14 protein-coding genes and 1 other RNA gene are annotated in these 17,716 nt (G+C 72.8%); 3 read left to right on the forward strand and 12 right to left on the reverse strand.

Features of this window, described 5'->3' with window-relative positions; genetic code table 11:
* Nucleotides 1-170 precede the first annotated feature (170 nt).
* The 5 genes from ACIBAI_RS02955 to ACIBAI_RS02975 form a co-directional block, all read right to left on the reverse strand.
* Nucleotides 171-1,556 (reverse strand): nitrate/nitrite transporter, encoded by a 1,386-nt coding sequence (locus tag ACIBAI_RS02955; RefSeq protein ID WP_399030653.1) that lies wholly within the window; start codon nucleotides 1,554-1,556, stop codon nucleotides 171-173.
* 368 nt (nucleotides 1,557-1,924) lie between these two features.
* Nucleotides 1,925-3,172: an acyltransferase gene (locus tag ACIBAI_RS02960; RefSeq protein WP_399030654.1), complete on the reverse strand. Its 1,248-nt coding sequence runs from the start codon at nucleotides 3,170-3,172 to the stop codon at nucleotides 1,925-1,927.
* A complete protein-coding gene (locus ACIBAI_RS02965) occupies nucleotides 3,169-5,364 on the reverse strand; it encodes a glycosyltransferase (protein WP_399030655.1) in 2,196 nt (731 codons plus the stop codon). The genes ACIBAI_RS02960 and ACIBAI_RS02965 overlap by 4 nt, the downstream gene beginning before the upstream one ends.
* Nucleotides 5,364-6,680 (reverse strand): hypothetical protein, encoded by a 1,317-nt coding sequence (locus tag ACIBAI_RS02970; RefSeq protein WP_399030656.1) that lies wholly within the window; start codon nucleotides 6,678-6,680, stop codon nucleotides 5,364-5,366. The genes ACIBAI_RS02965 and ACIBAI_RS02970 overlap by 1 nt, the downstream gene beginning before the upstream one ends.
* Before the next feature lie 349 nt (nucleotides 6,681-7,029).
* Nucleotides 7,030-7,995, reverse strand: coding sequence for a LysR family transcriptional regulator (locus tag ACIBAI_RS02975; protein ID WP_399030657.1), 966 nt, complete (start codon nucleotides 7,993-7,995; stop codon nucleotides 7,030-7,032).
* A 115-nt stretch (nucleotides 7,996-8,110) separates the two neighbouring features.
* Here ACIBAI_RS02975 and ACIBAI_RS02980 point away from each other — a divergent pair, with 115 nt between their 5' ends.
* Together ACIBAI_RS02980 and ACIBAI_RS02985 are read left to right on the forward strand one after the other, a co-directional pair.
* Nucleotides 8,111-9,436, forward strand: a complete 1,326-nt coding sequence (locus ACIBAI_RS02980) for an MFS transporter (protein ID WP_399030658.1) — start codon at nucleotides 8,111-8,113, stop codon at nucleotides 9,434-9,436.
* A 449-nt stretch (nucleotides 9,437-9,885) separates the two neighbouring features.
* A complete protein-coding gene (locus ACIBAI_RS02985) occupies nucleotides 9,886-10,896 on the forward strand; it encodes a LacI family DNA-binding transcriptional regulator (RefSeq protein WP_399030659.1) in 1,011 nt (336 codons plus the stop codon).
* Between the two features lie 103 nt (nucleotides 10,897-10,999).
* Here the strand turns inward: ACIBAI_RS02985 and ssrA are convergent.
* The 5 genes from ssrA to ftsE all read right to left on the reverse strand — a co-directional run bounded on the left by ssrA (nucleotide 11,000) and on the right by ftsE (nucleotide 15,002).
* Nucleotides 11,000-11,400: a transfer-messenger RNA gene (gene ssrA, locus ACIBAI_RS02990) on the reverse strand.
* A gap of 185 nt (nucleotides 11,401-11,585) precedes the next feature.
* The gene (gene smpB, locus ACIBAI_RS02995) at nucleotides 11,586-12,065 is read right to left on the reverse strand and encodes an SsrA-binding protein SmpB (RefSeq protein ID WP_344599225.1); all 480 of its coding nucleotides are present in this window, start codon (nucleotides 12,063-12,065) and stop codon (nucleotides 11,586-11,588) included.
* Nucleotides 12,066-12,126: 61 nt separating this feature from the next.
* Nucleotides 12,127-13,290: a S41 family peptidase gene (locus tag ACIBAI_RS03000; RefSeq protein ID WP_399030660.1), complete on the reverse strand. Its 1,164-nt coding sequence runs from the start codon at nucleotides 13,288-13,290 to the stop codon at nucleotides 12,127-12,129.
* A gap of 68 nt (nucleotides 13,291-13,358) precedes the next feature.
* A complete protein-coding gene (gene ftsX / locus ACIBAI_RS03005) occupies nucleotides 13,359-14,276 on the reverse strand; it encodes a permease-like cell division protein FtsX (protein ID WP_344599223.1) in 918 nt (305 codons plus the stop codon).
* Nucleotides 14,277-14,312: 36 nt separating this feature from the next.
* Nucleotides 14,313-15,002: a cell division ATP-binding protein FtsE gene (gene ftsE / locus ACIBAI_RS03010; RefSeq protein WP_190202671.1), complete on the reverse strand. Its 690-nt coding sequence runs from the start codon at nucleotides 15,000-15,002 to the stop codon at nucleotides 14,313-14,315.
* Nucleotides 15,003-15,319: 317 nt separating this feature from the next.
* Between ftsE and ACIBAI_RS03015 the strand changes: the two genes are divergently transcribed.
* Nucleotides 15,320-15,511 carry a hypothetical protein gene (locus tag ACIBAI_RS03015; RefSeq protein ID WP_344599222.1) on the forward strand — a complete coding sequence of 64 codons (192 nt, stop codon included), beginning with the start codon at nucleotides 15,320-15,322 and terminating at the stop codon, nucleotides 15,509-15,511.
* A gap of 118 nt (nucleotides 15,512-15,629) precedes the next feature.
* Here the strand turns inward: ACIBAI_RS03015 and ACIBAI_RS03020 are convergent, their stop codons facing one another.
* Nucleotides 15,630-16,253, reverse strand: coding sequence for a hypothetical protein (locus ACIBAI_RS03020; RefSeq protein WP_399030661.1), 624 nt, complete (start codon nucleotides 16,251-16,253; stop codon nucleotides 15,630-15,632).
* Between the two features lie 318 nt (nucleotides 16,254-16,571).
* Nucleotides 16,572-17,678, reverse strand: coding sequence for a peptide chain release factor 2 (gene prfB / locus ACIBAI_RS03025; RefSeq protein ID WP_344599220.1), 1,107 nt, complete (start codon nucleotides 17,676-17,678; stop codon nucleotides 16,572-16,574).
* Between the last annotated feature and the right edge of the window lie 38 nt (nucleotides 17,679-17,716).

The raw sequence follows: 17,716 nt of genomic DNA on the forward strand, positions 1-17,716 counted from the left end.
CTCGTCCCGAAAGTCGATGCGCCCGCGTGGGGCACGGCCGTGCGCGTACCCCGGGCCGCGTACCCGAGTATCCGGGTGCCTCCGTACGCGCACCGCCGCACCCGCATGCCGACCGAGCCTGTCAACGGCTCGTGACGGGCTCGGTTCGGCCTCATGTCGTCGGTGTTACGTCACACCTCGGCATAGCTGGGCTGCGGCTTCTCCGCCGAGGCGGCGGCCGTGGCGCGGGAGGCGCCGATCGGGCGGCGAAGGTATACGGCCCAGGTGACGGCGAAGCAGACGGCGTAGAAGGCGAGGAAGGCGACGAAGGCGCCGGTGCCGGAGCCGTAGGAGAGGAAGGACTGGCGGAAGGCGAGGTTGATGCCGACGCCGCCGAGCGCGCCCACCGCCCCGATGAGCCCCATGGAGGCCCCGGACAGCCGGCGCCCGTAGGAGGCGGCCTCCTCACCGGTGAGGCCCTTGGCCCGGGCCTTGGCCTGGAAGATGCCGGGGATCATCTTGAACGTCGACCCGTTGCCGAGCCCGGTGAGCACGAACAGCACCACGAACGCGCAGGTGAACAGCGTCAGCGACTTCTGCATGGAGGCGGCGGTCAGCACGGCGGTCGCCACGCCCATGGCGACGTAGCTGTACAGGGAGATCCGCGCGCCGCCGTAGCGGTCGGCGAGCCGGCCGCCGAGCGGCCGGACGAGCGAGCCGAGCAGCGGGCCGATGAAGGTGACGTACGCGGCCTGCAGCGGCGTGCGGCCGAACTGGTTGGTCAGCACCTGCCCGAAGGCGAAGGAGTATCCGATGAACGACCCGAAGGTGCCGATGTAGAGGAAGGACATGATCCAGGTGTGGGCGTCCTTCGCGGCCTCCCGGGCGGCGCCGGTGTCGTTCCTGACGTTCTCCAGGTTGTCCATGAACAGCGCGGCGAGGACGGCGGCGACGACGATGAGCGGGATGTAGATCCCCAGCAGCACGCGCGGCCCGCCGCCCGCGCCGATGATCGCGAGGGCGGTCAGCTGGATCACGGGCACGCCGATGTTGCCGCCGCCGGCGTTCAGCCCGAGCGCCCACCCTTTCTTCCGCAGCGGGAAGAAGGCGTTGATGTTGGTCATCGAGGAGGCGAAGTTGCCGCCGCCGACGCCCGCCAGCAGGCCGACCAGGAGGAAGGTGGCGAAGGAGGTCCCCGGCTCCATCACCGCGAAGGCGGCGACGGTCGGGACGAGGAGCAGCCCGGCCGAGACGATCGTCCAGTTCCGCCCGCCGAAGACCGCGACGGCGAAGGTGTAGGGCACCCGGACGACGGCGCCGACGAGCGTGACCATGGACGTCAGCAGGAACTTGTCGGCCGGGGTGAGCCCGTACTCCGGTCCCATGAAGAGCACCAGCACGGACCACAGGGTCCACACCGAGAAGCCGATGTGCTCGGACAGCACGGAGAAGAACAGGTTCCGGCGGGCGACCTTCTCGCCGGTCTCCTTCCAGAAGGTCTCGTCCTCGGGGTCCCAGTGCCGGATCCAGCGGCCGCCCCTGCTCGGGGGTGCGGGGGCTGTGCTCGGGGCTGTCATGCTGCCTCCACGGTGCTCGGGGCTCGGTCGTCCTGCTCGTCCCTCGCGTGACGAGTGGCTGAGTCCCGACGGTAGGGAGGACGCGTTACCTGCCTGTGGCAGCGAGTGACCGGAAGGGAACGTTGCTCTCACCCCGGGCGGGGGCGGGGTGAGAGGTGCCCGGCGTGCCGGGACCGCCGCGCGGACGGCGCTGGTCCGGGCGGCGCCCGCCTGTCCACGGCATCGGCTCCGCGCACGGGACTTCCGGGGCCGCGGCGCGGCCGCGCGTCCTGTGCCCGCTCGGGTGACGGAGGCGCGGCGCCGGCGAAACGCGGCGGCCCCACCGGTCCCGTCCTCTCCGGCAGCCGGTGGAGCCGCCTCGCCCCGTCTCAGCGGCGGCGCCGGCGCTCCGCCCTCGCGCCGTTCGGCCACAGCCGCGGCCTGCGCTTCGCCGCCAGGTCCTCGATCCAGCCGAACGTCAGGACCGCCAGGCCGATCAGGGGCCAGACCAGCCAGAACATCCACAGCGTGTACGTGCTGTCGAGGGCGGCCGTCGCACGCTCGTCCTGCATGAACGGCAGGCGGTAGGCCAGGTCGATGAGCGGGACCGTGGCCATGATCAGCATGTTGTGCCACAGGTAGATCGTGACGGCCCGGTTGTTGGAGAGCGTCACCAGCTTGTCCCACTTCGCCAGCCGGCCCGGGAGTTCCTGCCAGGACGGGGAGTACTGGAGGAGGATCACGACGAAGCCGAAGGACCAGGTGGCCTGGGCGAGCGGGATGTCGTTCAGGTCCCAGCCGTCGGCGCCCAGGTGATCCGAGGCCCACCACAGGCCGAACGCCATCAGCAGCGAGGCGCAGGAGACGGCCAGGTAGCGCGGGATCTGCTTCAGCAGTCCCTCCTGATGGGCGAAGCCGAGGACCCAGCAGCCGCCGTACACCGCGAAGTCGGTCACCGCGTTGCCGGTCTCGCCGGGGATCTTCACCAGGCCCGTGCCGACGACCGCCGTCAGCGCCAGCGGAGCGCCCAGCGTGACCCAGGGCAGCCTGCGGAACGCCCACAGCAGCAGCGGCGAGGCCAGCACGAACCAGAGGTAGGCGCGCAGGTACCACAGCGGTCCCGCCGCCTGCACCGCCCACGTGTCGTCCAGCAGGCCCGACGGGGAGCCGAGGTGCCAGGGGTAGGGCGGTGCCCCGATCGGGATGACGTAGTTGACCAGTTCGATCAGGCCCCAGGTGCCGCCCTCGGGCTCCTTCGCCGGGTTCCAGCCTCCCGCCAGCATCAGCGCCAGCACGACCGCGCTGAACGCCCACAGCGGAGGCAGCAACCGCCTGATCCGGCTCTTGATCACGCTCCACGCCGGGCGGTTCAGCGAGCGCGCCATCAGCGAACCCGCCAGCGCGAACATCACGCCCATCGAGGGGAACAGCACGGTCAGCCAGGCCCAGCCGAACAGGTGGTAGACGACCACGCGGACCAGGGCGATCGAGCGCAGCAGGTCCAGGTAGCGGTCCCGGGCCGGCTTCTTCGTCCGGCCGGGCCCACCGGCCCCGGCCGCGGGCGGCTCCTCGGTCCGCTGCTGCGGGACGCCGAACGACGGTGTCGTCCCCGTCCCGGTCGGGTGTCCCTGCGTCATGCCACCGGCCTCCGATCGTCACGTTCCACCCGCCGGCTCGGCGCCGACCCGCCCGGCGCCTCCACCACACCGGTCCGCCGCAGCTTCTGCCAGCGCAGCCGGCCGCCGGTGAGGGCGGTGATCCAGGACTGGAGCAGGACGACGTACATGAGCTGCCGGTAGAGGATCTGCTGCAGGGGCAGCGAGACGAGGTGGCTCATGCGCTCGCGGTCCAGGCGGAAGGCGTACGCCGCGCAGACCGCCTGGAGCGCCAGGACGCCCAGCCAGGCCAGGATCGTCTTCCGGGTCGGGCCGAAGACGATCCCGTACAGCAGGAACACGTCGATCAGCGGGGCCAGCAGCGGGGCCACCACCATGAACAGCGAGACGAACGGCAGGCCCACCCGGCCGAAGCGCCCCGAGGGGCCCTTGTCGACGAGGGCGCGGCGGTGCTTCCAGATCGCCTGCATGGTGCCGTAGGACCAGCGGTAGCGCTGGGACCACAGCTGCTGGACGGTCTCCGGGGCCTCGGTCCAGGCGCGGGCGTTCTCCGCGTACACCACGCGCCAGCCGTCGCGGTGCAGCGCCATGGTGATGTCGGTGTCCTCGGCGAGCGTGTCGTCGCTCATGCCGCCGACCCGCTCCAGCGCCGAGCGCCGGAACGCGCCGACCGCGCCCGGGATGGTCGGCATGCAGCGCAGGACGTCGTACATGCGGCGGTCGAGGTTGAAGCCCATCACGTACTCGATGTGCTGCCACGCGCCGATGAGGGAGTCCTTGTTGCCGACCTTGGCGTTGCCGGCGACCGCGCCCACGCTCGGGTCGCCGAACGGCTGCACCAGCTCGCGGACGGTGGACGGTTCGAAGACGGTGTCGCCGTCCATCATCACGACGATGTCGTAGCGGGCGTTGGCCACGCCCCGGTTGAGCGCCGCCGGCTTGCCCGCGTTGAGCTGCCGGATCACCCGGACGCCCGGCAGGCCCATCGCCTCCACGATCCGGGCCGTGCCGTCGGTGGAGCCGTCGTCGATGACGATGACCTCGATCGGGTGATCGCTGGCCATCAGGGAGCGGACGGTGTTCTCGATGCACTTGGCCTCGTTGTACGCCGGGACCAGCACCGACACCGGTTCGGTGACCGGCGGGCCCCAGCGGAAGCCGCGCCGGCGGACCCGGCGGGCGTGCGCGCCGGACAGCAGCAGCATCAGCACGAAGCGGCCGATGACGAGGGAGCCGACGATCGCGAGGCCGACCACCAGGACGTCGGTGATCCTCTCCGAGGCCTGGACCAGGAAGATCCACGCCTTGCCCTTCCAGGCCTCGATCCCGGTCACCCGGGTGTGCGCGCTGGGCGCGTCGAGGGCCTCGGTGAGGTTGTCGAACTCGTAGCCCTGCCGCTGCAGGTCCGGCAGCATCCGGTCCAGCGCCTCGACCGTCTGGTGGCGGTCGCCGCCGGAGTCGTGCATCAGGACGATGGCGCCCTTGCCGTGCTTCGGGGTGGCCTTGCGGATGATCTCCTCGACGCCCGGCTTGCGCCAGTCCTCGCTGTCGGTGTTGTTGACGACGGTGAGGTAGCCGAGGCTGCCGATGTACTCGGTGACCGGCCAGGACTTGTTGTCCATGGCGTCGGCGAAGGAGGAGTACGGCGGGCGGAAGAGGGAGGTGCGGATGCCGGCCGCGCCGGACAGCGCGAGCTGGTTCTGGGACAGCTCCCAGTCGATGCGGTCCTTGGACTGGTAGGAGAGGTCGGGGTGGTTGAAGGTGTGCAGGCCGATCTCGTGGCCCTCGTCGACCATGCGCTTGACCAGGTCCGGGTAGCGGGAGGCCATCGTGCCGGTGACGAAGAAGACCGCGTGGGCGTCGTGCTTCTTCAGCGTGTCCAGCACCTTCGGGGTCCAGGTGGGGTCCGGGCCGTCGTCGAAGGTGAGGACCAGGCGGTGGTCGGGCAGGCTGAGGCTGTCGGTGCGGCCGCCGCGGGTGTCGATGACCGGGCCGCCGCCCAGGATCTCCTCCGGCACCTGGTCGGTGGCGGCGGGCGGCCGGACGCGGTGGTCGGCGAGGATCTCGCTGTGCACGTATCCGCGCAGCATGAGCATCGCCATCAGGGCGACGAGGACGAGCACCGGCAGCAGCAGGCGCAGGGGCAGGCGGGGACGCCGGGAACCGGCACGGGCTCGGTGAGCGGGCCCGTGCCGGCGGGTGCGGGATGCCATCAGAGGACGTACTCCGGGGACGGTGCGGGTGATGCGGGGGCGCCCGGCTGCTCGGCGGGGCCCGCGGCCAGGGGCGGGGTGATGTCGATCGGGCCGGCGGCCGTGCCGGTGTCGGCGCCGGTGCCCGCGGTGTCGCCGCTGCTCCCGGTCTCGGCCGGGCCGGCGGTGGGCTCACCGCCGCCCGTGGGGGCCGGGTCCGGCTCGCCGGGGGCCGTCGGGTCGGCCGGCTCCGTCGGGTCGGGCCGGGCCGTGCCGGAGCCCGGGTCGATCGGGGTCCCGGTGGGGTCCGGGTCCGGGTCGGCGGACGCGCCCGGCGCGCCGGGCGCGGTGGAGGCGCCGGGCGCGGTGGGGCCGGCGCCCGGCGACGGGGCCGTGCCCTCGGTGGCCGCCGGGGAGGTGTCCGGGGAGGCGCTGCCGGCGTCGGTGGGCGGCACCGACCGGTCGGGCAGCGGCGTGGTGTCGACCTGACCGGCCTCGCGGCCGTTCTCCTGCGGCACGGGCAGCCAGGGCGCGCTGGAGTTGCCGGAGAGCAGCGTGGCGAGGATCACCACGGCATAGACGGCGCAGAGGACGCCGACGGCTATGCCCACGCGGCGGAAGTACCGGACGCGGCGGCCCGTCTCGTCGACGAAGACCGGCCCGTCGGAGCCGTCCGTGCCGCCGGGCACGCCGGGGGCCCGCCGCAGCACTCCGTCGCCGAGCTGTACGGCGTCGAGCTGGACCGTCACCTCGTGCGGGTCGTGGGTGTGCTCGGTGTCACCGGGCATCTGCCACGGGTCGCGGACGACGGGGGTGTCCGCGCCGGCTCCGGGCCGGGGAAACGCCCGGGTGCCGCCCGCGGGTCCTATTCGCGGCAGTGCTTCGGTCCGGCCCGCGTCCGGGAGGGCCCGGGTGTGCGGGGCCGCGGTCCGGCCGGCGTCCGGGAAGGGCCCGGTACGGGGCGGTGCCGCCGGCCCGGCGTCCGATACGCCCGGCAGGACCTCCGTCCTGTCCGCGCCCGGGAAGCCCCCGCCGGGCAGCACCTGCGTCGCCTCCGCACCCGGGAAGCCCCCGCCGGGCAGCACCTGCGTCGCCTCCGCACCCGGGAAGCCCCCGCCGGGCAGCGCCTGCGTCGCCTCCGCGCCCGGGAAGCCCCCGCCGGGCAGCGCCTGCGTCGCCTCCGCGCCCGGGAAGGCCCCGCCGGGCAGCGCCTCCGTCCGCTCGGCCTCCGGCGCGCTGCGGGGACGGACGATCCCCGCCGCGCCGAAGTCGCGGACGCTGCGGGGACGGATCAGTCCCGGTTCTCCGACCGCCGCACGGTCCTGGTCGGCGCTCATGTCACCAACTCCCCGACGTTCGTCGGCATCGCCTCTCCTGGGTTCCGGAAACGCCTCCGGAACCGCCTGGGCGACTCGGCCGCCCTGGCCGGTCTCCGGGGCCTCTCGGGTCGCCGACGCGATGTCGGGCCATTCCGTTCCGGCGTCTTCTCGCCACTTTTCCACGCGCACGCACTCCCCCCACGGGACGGTTTCGGGCGCGCATACGACTCCGAGCACACGTCGAGCGAACCAGGCCCCCACCGGGTTCGAGCGCCCCCTTACCACACCGTGCTCGGGTCATGAATGTAGCGCACACGGGGGATCGGTGGTCGCCACGTGTCAGTCGTGAGACAAGTTCACGGTCGCGTCACGGAGCCATCACCTCCGCGTCCATGGCCGGAATCCATCCCCCGGCGGGCTTGACGAGCCACCCCTCCTCGGTGGCCAGCCGCGCCGCCGCCCGCCGCAGCGCGTCCAGCCCGGGATGGGCCAGCCCCCGGCGCCACACCAGTGACACGGGCGACAGCGGGACGGGATCGACCAGGGGCCGCACCACCGACGCGGGCATGGCCGGGAAGTCCACCACGGCCAGGACCGGGTTGCGCGTCTTGCCGATGATCCGCCGGAACTCCTCGTCCCCGACGGCGAGCGGGAGCGGCGGGGCCGTCTCGATCCCGTGTCCCTCGAACAGCCGCCGCGCGAGGTCGGTCCACTCCGGCGTGCGCGGGTTGCCGGCCCCGGCGTACACGGTCTCGCCGGCCAGCGCGGCCAGCGGCACCGCCTCCAGCGCGGCCAGCGGGTGGTCCTCGGGCAGGACGACCGCCATCGGCTCGTACCGCACGGGCTGCTGGTCGAGCCCCGCCCGCAGCGCCGGGTCCAGGCCCGCGTACCGCCCGAAGGACGCGTCGAGGCGGCCCGCGAGCAGCTCACCGGCGGCTCCGGTGAGGCCGCTCTCGTAGCGGGCCATCAGCTCCAGCTCGGGGACGAGCTCGCGGGCCCGGTGCAGCACGCGGCGCCCGGTGACCAGGCCCGGGGAGTTGAGGTCCACCAGCAGGGGGCGGGCCTGGCCGAAGGCGGCGAGGAGGTCGTCCTGCGCCTGCAGGACCCGGCGGGCGTGCGGCAGCAGCCGCTCGCCGTCGGCCGTCAGCGTCACCTGCCGGGTGGTCCGCAGGAACAGCTCCGCGCCCAGCTCCCGCTCCAGCCGCCGCACGTCCCGGCTGAGCGCCTGCTGGGCCACGTACAGGCGGGCCGCGGCGCGGGTGAAGTGCAGTTCCTCGGCGACGGTGACGAAGGCGCGCAGCAGACGGGGGTCGAGGTGGCGGGGAGCGGACACCCCGCGAACCTACAACGGGGGCGCGTGAATCGGATCCGGATCCACAACGCGAACGCGTGAATCGGCGCGGAACAGGTGTTGGACCGCTTGATCGCCCACGGGCGAGCGTGGAGCCATGCCGTCCTCGTCCTCCCCTTCGCCCTCCCCCTCGTCCTCCCGCGGCGCCCTCCACCTGACGGTGACCGCCGACACCCTGGTCGCCGTCGACTTCACACCCCGTACCGGCCGCCGCCCGCCCGGCCCCTACCGCCGCCTCCTCGCCGTCCCCGGCGCCCGCGCCTTCACGGCCGGGAATCTGATCGCCCGGTTGCCGATGGGCATGTTCAGCGTGAGCGCGGTCGTGATGATCGCCGGTACCCGCGGCTCGTACGCCCTGGCCGGCGCGGTCACCGCGACCGGGATGGCGGCGAGCGCGCTGATCGCCCCGTGGGTCGCGCGGCTGGTCGACCGGTACGGCCAGGCCCGCGTGGCCGTCCCCGCGACCGCGGTCGCCGTGCTGGGCTCGCTCGCGCTGGTGCTGTGCGTGCGCCGCGGCGCCCCGGACTGGACGCTGTTCGCCGCGTACGCCGCCACCGCCACCACCCCGAACACCGGCGGCATGTCCCGCGCCCGCTGGGCCCACCTGCTGAAGGGCGACGCCGCGGCCCTGCACACCGCGAACTCCTTCGAGCAGGCCGCCGACGAGCTGTGCTTCATGCTGGGGCCGGTGCTGGCGGCCTTCCTGTGCTCGGCGCTCTTCCCGGAGGCGGGCACGCTCACCGGCGCGGCGCTGCTGCTGACCGGCGTGCTGCTGTTCGCCGCGCAGCGCTCGACCGAGCCGCCCGCCCGGCCCCGGCCCTCCGCGCGCTCCCCGCTGCGCGCGCCCGGCATCCCGTCGCTGCTCGCCGTGTGCCTGGCGATGGGCGGGGTGTTCGGGGCCATGGAGATCGTCACCCTGGCGTTCGCCGACGCGCGGGGCCACGGCACGGCGGCCGGGGTGGTGCTGGCGCTGCAGGCGGCCGGGTCGTGCGCGGCGGGCCTGCTGTACGGGACGCTGAAGCCGGCCGGGCCCGCCGGGTCCCGGCTGCCGTGGTGCGTGGCGGCGATGACGGCCCTGCTGACGCTGCCGCTGCTGGCGGCCGCCCTCACCGGCTCCCTGCCGGTCCTGGCGGGCACGCTGCTGGCCGCCGGGATGGCGACCGCCCCGACGATGGTCACCACCATGACGCTGGTCCAGCAGCGCACGCCCGAGGGCCGCCTGAACGAGGGCATGACCCTGGCGGTGACCGGCCTGCTCGGCGGCATCGCCTGCGGCAGCGCGGTCGGCGGCTGGACGGTGGAGCACGCCTCGGCCGCGGCCGGGTACGGCGTGCCGGTCACGGCGGCCGCGGTGGCGCTCCTCGTCTCCCTGGTCCCGTCCGGTCCGTCGAACCGCTCCAGCGATTCCCGTCCGGACCATTGACGCTCCCGCCGCCCCCGCCTACCTTCGCCCGTCGAAGCGCTTCGACGTCACCTGTCGAACCGGTTCGACGACGCTGGGTGACGACCCGAGATCCGTCCGACTCCCCTGGAGGCCCTGGATGCCGACGGCGCGAAGGCGTGTGGTGGCGACGGCGATCCCGTGCGGGCCGCCGCGGCCGGTCTCCCCCGGCGGCCCGGCCGGAGGTTCCCCCGGCGCGGGCGCGGTGCTCCCGGTGGGCGCGGCGGCCGGCCGGGCCGCCCTGCGGGCGTACGGGCCGCGGCGGGGGGCGCGGGTGACGGTGCCGGCCGGGAACGCGGCCTTCGCCGTCGTCCGCGAGGGGGGCGCACCGCGCGCCTCCTGCGCCGGCCCGTCCGCGCCCTGGGCGCCGGCGGCGGGCGGGCCGTGCGGGTGCCGGCCGGGACCGGGTTCCTGACACCGGAGCCGGACCGATGGTCAAGATCACCGATGTGGCGCGGCACGCCGGCGTCTCCCCCAGCACGGTCTCCTACGCCCTCAGCGGCAAGCGCCCGATCTCCGCGGAGACCCGGCGCCGGGTCCAGGCCGCCGTCCGCGAGCTGGGCTACCGGCCGCACGCCGGCGCCCGGGCCCTGGCCGGCAGCAGGTCGAACGTACTGGCGCTGGTGGTCCCGCTGCGGGCCGGGATCCACGTGCCGGTGGTGATGCGGTTCGCGGCGTCGGTGGTGACGGCGGCCCGGGCCCACGACCACGACGTGCTGCTGCTCACCCAGGAGGAGGGCGAGGAGGGGCTGCGGCGGGTCGCGGACACCGCGCTGGCGGACGCGCTGATCGTGATGGACGTGCAGCTGCACGATCCCCGGCTGCCGCTGCTGCGGGAGCTGGGCCGGCCGTCCGTGCTGATCGGCTTCCCGCAGGAGAGCACCGGCCTGACCTGCATCGACCTGGACTTCAAGGCGGCCGGCGAGGTGTGCGTGGACCATCTGGCGCGGCTCGGGCACCGGGTCGTGGCGCTGGTCGGGTCGCCGCCGGAGGTGTACGTCCGGCAGACCGCGTTCGCCCAGCGCGTGGTGCAGGGGTTCACGGCCGCCGCCGACCGGGCCGGGCTGGTCTCCTCCGTGCACCCCTGCGCGGCCGCGCCCGGCTCGGCCCTGGCGGTCGCCGAACGGCTGCTGCGCGAGCAGCCCGCGCCGACCGGGGTCGTCGTCCACAACGAGCCCCTGCTGGAGCCGCTGATCGACGCCTTCGAGCAGCTCGGGCTGCGGGTGCCCGACGACCTGTCGGTCACCGCCATCTGCCCGGACGAGTTCGCCGCGGCGGTCCGCGTCCCGGTCACCTCGGTCGCCGTCCCGGCGGCGGAGGTGGGCGCCCGGGCGGTGGAGCTGCTGATGGCGAAGCTGAGCGGCGCGGCGGACGTGCCGCGGGCCACGCTGCTGCGGCCCCGGCTGACCGAACGGGCGAGCACGGCGCCGCGTACCGCCTGACCGGTGCCGGCCGGGCCCCTGCGCCCGTCCGGGCCGGTAGGCGCGCGGCCGTACGGCAAAGGCCCCGCCGCTCGCAGCGACGGGGCCCGTGCCCACATGGGGTAAGTGGAGATGGCGGGAATCGAACCCGCGTCCAACGGTGCAGAACCAGGGCTTCTCCGTGTGCAGTCCGCTGCGCTTTTCTCGGCCCCGGAGATCACGCGGACAAGTCTCCGACGGGCTCAGTCACTGTGTGGTTTCCCTCTACACCCCGTGACCGGGTCTAGAGGTTGAGTTCCCTAGCTGATGCCAGGATCCGGGTCGGGAACAGCCCCGGGCTGACACTCCCTTGATAGGAGGCTCGCTCTGCTACCTGAGATCAGGCAGCGAGGGCGAAGGCCTGCTGGGAGGAATCGCGCTTGGTGTTGGCGATTATTTTTTTCGGCCTGTGGTTTACGAGATCATGGCCGCTTCCTCGACACGCTTCCCCTGCTTCGACAGCCGCTGTCGAAACCGATCATCCCCATGTTGATTTCTCAAGGTGCGCACCGGCTGCGCGGTGTGCTGTGCACCGCCTGGGCGGTGCCGGTGCCATCGTACGTGACCAACGCCCGTCGGTGCCACCGTGTTCCCGGCGGTCACCCCGCCGTGGTACCGGGTTCAACACGCCCCGGCAAAGGGGCATTCCCGGCCCGCGGGCATGACGTGCGTCACGCGCGCTGGCGTCGCCGGATCGCCGAGATCGCCCGTTCGGCCTCGCGCCGGTCCTGCTTCTCGCGGAGCGTCTGGCGCTTGTCGTACTCCTTCTTGCCCTTCGCCAGCGCGATCTCGATCTTGGCGCGGCCGTCCTTGAAGTACAGCGCGAGCGGCACGATCGTGTGGCCCGTCTCCTGCGACTTGGCCTCCAGCTTGTCGATCTCCGCGCGGTGCAGCAGCAGCTTCCGCTTGCGGCGGGCGCTGTGGTTGGTCCAGGTGCCCTGGCTGTACTCCGGCACGTGCACGTTGTGCAGCCACGCCTCGTGCCCGTCCAGCTGTACGAAGCCGTCGACGAGCGAGGCCCGCCCCTGGCGCAACGACTTCACCTCGGTCCCCATGAGCACCAGACCGGCCTCGTAGGTGTCGAGGATGTGGTAGTCGTGCCGCGCCTTCTTGTTCTGCGCGATCAGCTTGCGCCCTTTTTCCTTAGCCATAGTGCCGACCATTTTCGCACCCCACGGGGGCCGGAAGGGAGTCGATTACCGCGGGGCGCGGCTACCGGCCCAGGCCGCTGAGCACCGTCCGGGCCCGCTGCAGGGCCTGCTCGCCGGCCTCCAGGTCGGGCGTGATGCCGCGGCCGTCGACGCCGCGGCCCGACGGGGTGCGGTAGTGGCCGACGGTCAGCTCGGCGACGGAGCCGTCGGGCAGCCGGCTCGGCATCTGCACCGAGCCCTTGCCGAAGGTGCGCGAGCCCACCACGACCGCCCGGCCGCGGTCCTGGAGGGCGCCGGTCAGCAGCTCGGCCGCGCTCATCGTGCCGCCGTCGACCAGGGCGACCAGGGGCCGGTCGGTGTCGCCGCCGCCCCCGGCGTGCAGGGCCCGCTGCTCGCCGTCGACGTCGTAGGTGGCGACGAGACCGCCGTCGAGGAAGGCGGAGGCGGCGGTGACGGCCTCGGCGACCAGGCCGCCGGAGTTGCCGCGCAGGTCGAGGACGATCCCGGTGCCGGCCTGGGCCCGCCGCACGGCGTCGCGCACCTGGTCGCCGGAGCCCTTGGTGAAGGCGGCGACCCGGATGACGGTGACGCCGCCGGGCAGCTCGCGCACGGTGACCGGGTCCGTGGACAGCCTGGCCCGGCGCAGGGTCTCGGTCCACACGCGCGTGCCGCGCCGCAGGCCGAGGGTGACGGTGGTGCCGGCGGACTCGCCGGCGGTGTCGCCGCGCAGCAGGGCGAGGACCTCGGTGACGGGGCGTCCGTCGACCCGCTCGCCGTCGACGCTGCGCAGCAGGTCGCCCGGGCGGATCCCGGCGTCGGCCGCGGGCGAGCCGGACCGCACCCTCGTCACCTCGATCCGGCCGTCGCGCTCGCGCCGCGCCCACAGGCCGACGCCGGTGTACGCGCCGTCCAGGGCCTCCTCGAACTCCTCGTACTCGTCCTGGGAGTAGACGGCCGCCCAGCGGTCGCCGCTGCGGCTGACGGCGCGTTCGGCCGCCTCCGCGGGGGACTTGCCGTCGGCCATCGCCTCGGCCGCCGCCCTGGCGACGTCCTCCCGCGCGCCGACGGGCACGGTCGGGCGGACGGTGCCCGGCGCGGTCCTCCGCTCGGGGCCGGGCAGTGAGCCGGTGGCCGCGCCGGCGACGAGGACGCCGGCGAACACCAAGGTCAGGGCGGCCCCGCGGCCGACGCGGCGGGGCTGACAGAACAGGTCACGACCTGACATGCCGGTGAGTCTAGGACAACGGAAAGGGCCGTACGGCCGGTTGACCGTACGGCCCCTCTTGGCATGTGTCACACCTTCAGATACTTGCGCAACGCGAAGAACGCGGCCAACGCGGGCATCAGCAGGCTGGTCGCGAGGATGAGCGGCAGCTTGGCCAGGACCGCGTCCCAGCCGATGAAGTTGATCAGATTGAGCTTCTCGGACAGCGCCAGCCCGTGGTCGATGATGAAGTACCGGGCGATCAGCAGGAAGGCGCACGCGAGCGTGCCGCCGATGAGCCCGGCGACCGCGGCCTCCGCGATGAACGGCGCCTGGATGTAGAAGCCGGAGGCGCCCACCAACCGCATGATGCCGGTCTCACGCCGGCGGCTGAACGCCGAGACCCGCACGGTGTTGACGATCAGCATCAGCGCGACCACCAGCATCAGCGCCATGATCGCGCGGGCGGCCCAGTTCATGCCGTTCAGCAGCTCGAAGAGGTTGTCCAGGATGCCCTTCTGGTCCTGCACGGACTGCACGCCGTCCCGCCCGTCGAAGGCGGTCGCGATGACCTGGTACTTCTCCGGGTTCTTCAGCTTGATGCGGTACGACTCCTGCATCTGGTCCGGCGTCAGGGAACTGGCCAGCGGGGAGTCGCCGAACTGCTCCTTGTAGTGCTTGTACGCCTCGTCCTGCGACTCGTACGTCACCGTGTCGACGACCGACATCTTCTTCAGGTCGGCCAGGATCTGGCTCTTCTGGTCCTCGGTCACCGCGCCCTTGGCGCAGTTGGGGTCGGACTCGGCGTCGCTCTTGTTGCAGAGGAAGATCGAGACGTTGACCTTGTCGTACCAGTAGCCCTTCATGGTGTTGACCTGGTCGCTCATCAGCAGCGAACCGCCGAACAGGGCCAGGGACAGGGCGACGGAGACGATGACGGCGAAGGTCATCGTCAGGTTGCGGCGGAGACCGACACCGATCTCCGACAGGACGAACTGGGCGCGCATGGCGGGTTCTTCAGGCCTTTCGGGAACTCGGTGCGGTCAGTGCTGGTAGCCGTAGACGCCGCGGGCCTGGTCGCGGACGAGGCGGCCCTTCTCCAGCTCGATGACGCGCTTGCGCATCTGGTCCACGATGTTCTGGTCGTGCGTCGCCATCACCACGGTCGTGCCGGTCCGGTTGATCCGGTCGAGCAGCTTCATGATGCCGACGCTGGTCTGCGGGTCGAGGTTGCCGGTGGGCTCGTCGGCGATCAGCAGCTTGGGCCGGTTGACGAAGGCCCGCGCGATGGCGACGCGCTGCTGCTCACCGCCGGACAGCTCGCCCGGCATCCGGTCCTCCTTGCCGCCGAGCCCGACCAGGTCGAGCACCTGCGGCACGGACTTGCGGATCTCGCCGCGCGACTTGCCGATGACCTCCTGCGCGAAGGCGACGTTCTCGGCGACCGTCTTGTTCGGCAGGAGGCGGAAGTCCTGGAAGACCGTCCCCAACTGGCGCCGCATGTGCGGCACCTTCCAGTTGGACAGGCGCGCGAGGTCCTTGCCCAGGACGTGCACCTGTCCGTGGCTGGCCCGCTCCTCGCGGAGGATCAGCCGCAGGAAGGTGGACTTTCCGGAGCCGGAGGACCCCACGAGGAACACGAACTCGCCCTTTTCGACCTCCAGGGAGACATCCCTGAGGGCGGGGCGGTTCTGCTTGGGGTAGACCTTGGAGACGTTGTCGAATCGGATCACGGATGCACCACGGGTCGCCGGGGGTAGATGTGCGTGACCATACGCGAACCGGGTGGGGGGCCGCAGTCACCGGTAGGGGTTGCGCGAGAGTTGTGCGTATTTGTGCCGTGGGCGGGGCGGCGGACCGCGCCGATCCGCCGTCGGCTCCGTCGCGCGGGCGTGCCCGGCGCGGACGGTTCACGGCCGGCGGACGACGGGAAACCGCCCCCGGCGGGGACGGCCCGCGCAACCTCCCGGGGAACCTGGCACAGTGGAGGGGAACGTTCGCGCCGCCGCGAGCGTTGAGTACAGGGAACCGGTGCAAGGAGGGCGAGCGCATGACGTACGACCGGCTGGTGTGCGCGAACTGCGCGGCGCCCGTGAGCGAGGGCCGGTGCCCCGTGTGCCGTGCGAACCGCGAGCGGCTGCAGCAGGAGAACTTCTTCGCGGGGCTGAACCCCATGACGCTGATCGCGCTGCTCGCGGTGCTGATCGCGGCGCTGGCCCTGCTGGCCCACCAGACCGCTTGACACCCGCCGCCCGCGGGACGGCCCGGCCGGCGGAGCCGGGCGGCACGGACGGGCCAGGGGCCCGGAGCGACGCGCGCTCCGGGCCCCTGGGCATGTGCCGTGCGTACGGCGGCCGCCGTCAGGCGACCGCGCCGCCGCGGCCGCCCATCAGACGCGGCAGCATCCGGAAGCCGATGCCACCGGCGATCATCGTGGCGGCGCCGACCAGCAGGAACGTGGTCTGCGCGGCACCGGTCTCGGCGAGCTCCTCACCGCTGCCCTGGGCCGAGGCGTCGGACGAGACGGCCTCCACGCCGGTGTCGGTCAGGACCGAGGTGCCCTGCTCCTGGGGCGAGGGGCCGGAACCGCCGTCGGGGCCGGGGCCGCTGCTCGCGTCGTCGGTCGGGCCCTCGGTGGGCTCGGTGGGCTCCTCGGTGGGCTCGGCGGGCTCCTCCGTGGGGTCGGCGGGCTCCTCGGTGGGGTCGGCGGGCCCCGTCGGGCCGGAGGTCGGCGGGGTGCTCGGGGTCGGCGGGGTGGTGGGAACCTCGGTCGGCGGGGTGCTCGGGATCTCGGTCGGCGGGGTGCTCGGGGTCGGCGGGGTGCTCGGAGCCGGCGACTCGGACTCGCCGGCGTTCACGCCGACGCCGATGTTCACACCGAACTCGAGGGCCGAGGCGGCGCCCGCGGCGGTGAGCGAGGCGCCGGCCGCGATCACGGCGCCGGCCGCGATGCGCGCGACGCGGATCCGCGTCTTCTTGGTCATGTGGTTGCTACCCCCAGTAGCTCATCGTCAGTGAGGCGGCGTTCGGGGCCGTGATCGACGGAGGTAGCTGTGTACGAAGCCCCCCGGTTCACATGCGCCCCAGAGATACGCATGCCGCGCCTCACCCTTCCGATTTTTCAAAGCAACGTCAAGGCCGTTGCGCACGTGATGCCCGGTTACGGGGCGTATGCCGGACATCGGAGCCTGTGAGTGTGATGTAGAACCCGGACATCGCGGCATACAAAAGGCAACTGCCGCCCGGAAGGCGGCAGTTGCCTTGTCGACAAAGCGGTGAAATGCGGCGGGCGCGTCGGCGCGTTACTTCTCCTGCTGCTTGCGCCAGCGAATCCCGGCCTCCAGGAACCCGTCGATCTCGCCGTTGAACACGGCCTCGGGGTTGCCGACCTCGTACTCCGTGCGCAGGTCCTTGACCATCTGGTACGGGTGCAGGACGTACGAACGCATCTGGTTGCCCCAGGAGTTGCCGCCGTCGCCCTTGAGGGCGTCCATCTTGGCCTGCTCCTCCTGGCGGCGCCGCTCCAGCAGCTTGGCCTGGAGGACGTTCATCGCCGTGGCCTTGTTCTGGATCTGCGACCGCTCGTTCTGGCAGGAGACCACGATGCCGGTGGGCAGGTGGGTGATGCGCACCGCGGAGTCCGTGGTGTTCACGCCCTGGCCGCCGGGGCCGGAGGACCGGTAGACGTCGATGCGCAGCTCGGACTCGTCGATCTCGACGTGGTCGGACTGCTCGACGACGGGGAGCACCTCGACGCCCGCGAAGGAGGTCTGGCGGCGGCCCTGGTTGTCGAAGGGCGAGATGCGCACCAGGCGGTGGGTGCCCTGCTCCACGGAGAGGGTGCCGTAGGCGTACGGCGCCTGCACGGCGAAGGTGGTCGACTTGATGCCGGCCTCCTCGGCGTACGACGTCTCGTAGATCTCCGTCTTGTAGCCGCGCTGCTCGGCCCAGCGCAGGTACATGCGCTGGAGCTTCTCGGCGAAGTCGGCGGCGTCGACGCCGCCGGCCTCGGCGCGGATGTTGACGAGCGCCTCACGGGCGTCGTACTCGCCGGACAGGAGGGTCCGGACCTCCATCTCGTCCAGCGCCTTCCGCACCGCGGCCAGCTCGGCCTCGGCCTCGGCGCGGGTGTCCGGGTCGTCCTCCTCCTCGGCCATCTCGAAGAGCACGGCGAGATCGTCGATCCGGCCGCGCAGCGCCTCCGCCTTCCTGACCTCGGCCTGGAGGTGGGAGAGCTTGCTGGTGATCTTCTGCGCCTCGTCCGGGTTGTCCCACAGGGACGGCGCGGCCGCCTGCTCCTCGAGCACGGCGATGTCTGCCCTCATCCTGTCGAGGTCCAGAACGGCCTCGATCGACTCCATGGTCGAGGAGAGGGACTTGAGCTCTTCGGATACGTCGACGACTGCCACGCATCCAGCGTAACGGCTGCGGCAACCGACCTCGGCCG

Origin of the sequence: Streptomyces sp. NPDC051041, assembly GCF_044456065.1 — a bacterium.
Taxonomy (GTDB): domain Bacteria; phylum Actinomycetota; class Actinomycetes; order Streptomycetales; family Streptomycetaceae; genus Streptomyces; species Streptomyces glaucus.

Bases quoted from the DNA above. Each gene is read 5' to 3' on its own strand.
- ACIBAI_RS02955 (WP_399030653.1), bottom strand. From the start codon at position 1,556: ATGACAGCCCCGAGCACAGCCCCCGCACCCCCGAGCAGGGGCGGCCGC.
- ACIBAI_RS02960 (WP_399030654.1), bottom strand. From the start codon at position 3,172: ATGACGCAGGGACACCCGACCGGGACGGGGACGACACCGTCGTTCGGC.
- ACIBAI_RS02965 (WP_399030655.1), bottom strand. From the start codon at position 5,364: ATGGCATCCCGCACCCGCCGGCACGGGCCCGCTCACCGAGCCCGTGCC.
- ACIBAI_RS02970 (WP_399030656.1), bottom strand. From the start codon at position 6,680: ATGAGCGCCGACCAGGACCGTGCGGCGGTCGGAGAACCGGGACTGATC.
- ACIBAI_RS02980 (WP_399030658.1), top strand. From the start codon at position 8,111: ATGCCGTCCTCGTCCTCCCCTTCGCCCTCCCCCTCGTCCTCCCGCGGC.
- ACIBAI_RS02985 (WP_399030659.1), top strand. From the start codon at position 9,886: ATGGTCAAGATCACCGATGTGGCGCGGCACGCCGGCGTCTCCCCCAGC.
- smpB (WP_344599225.1), bottom strand. From the start codon at position 12,065: ATGGCTAAGGAAAAAGGGCGCAAGCTGATCGCGCAGAACAAGAAGGCG.
- ACIBAI_RS03000 (WP_399030660.1), bottom strand. From the start codon at position 13,290: ATGTCAGGTCGTGACCTGTTCTGTCAGCCCCGCCGCGTCGGCCGCGGG.
- ftsX (WP_344599223.1), bottom strand. From the start codon at position 14,276: ATGCGCGCCCAGTTCGTCCTGTCGGAGATCGGTGTCGGTCTCCGCCGC.
- ACIBAI_RS03015 (WP_344599222.1), top strand. From the start codon at position 15,320: ATGACGTACGACCGGCTGGTGTGCGCGAACTGCGCGGCGCCCGTGAGC.
- ACIBAI_RS03020 (WP_399030661.1), bottom strand. From the start codon at position 16,253: ATGACCAAGAAGACGCGGATCCGCGTCGCGCGCATCGCGGCCGGCGCC.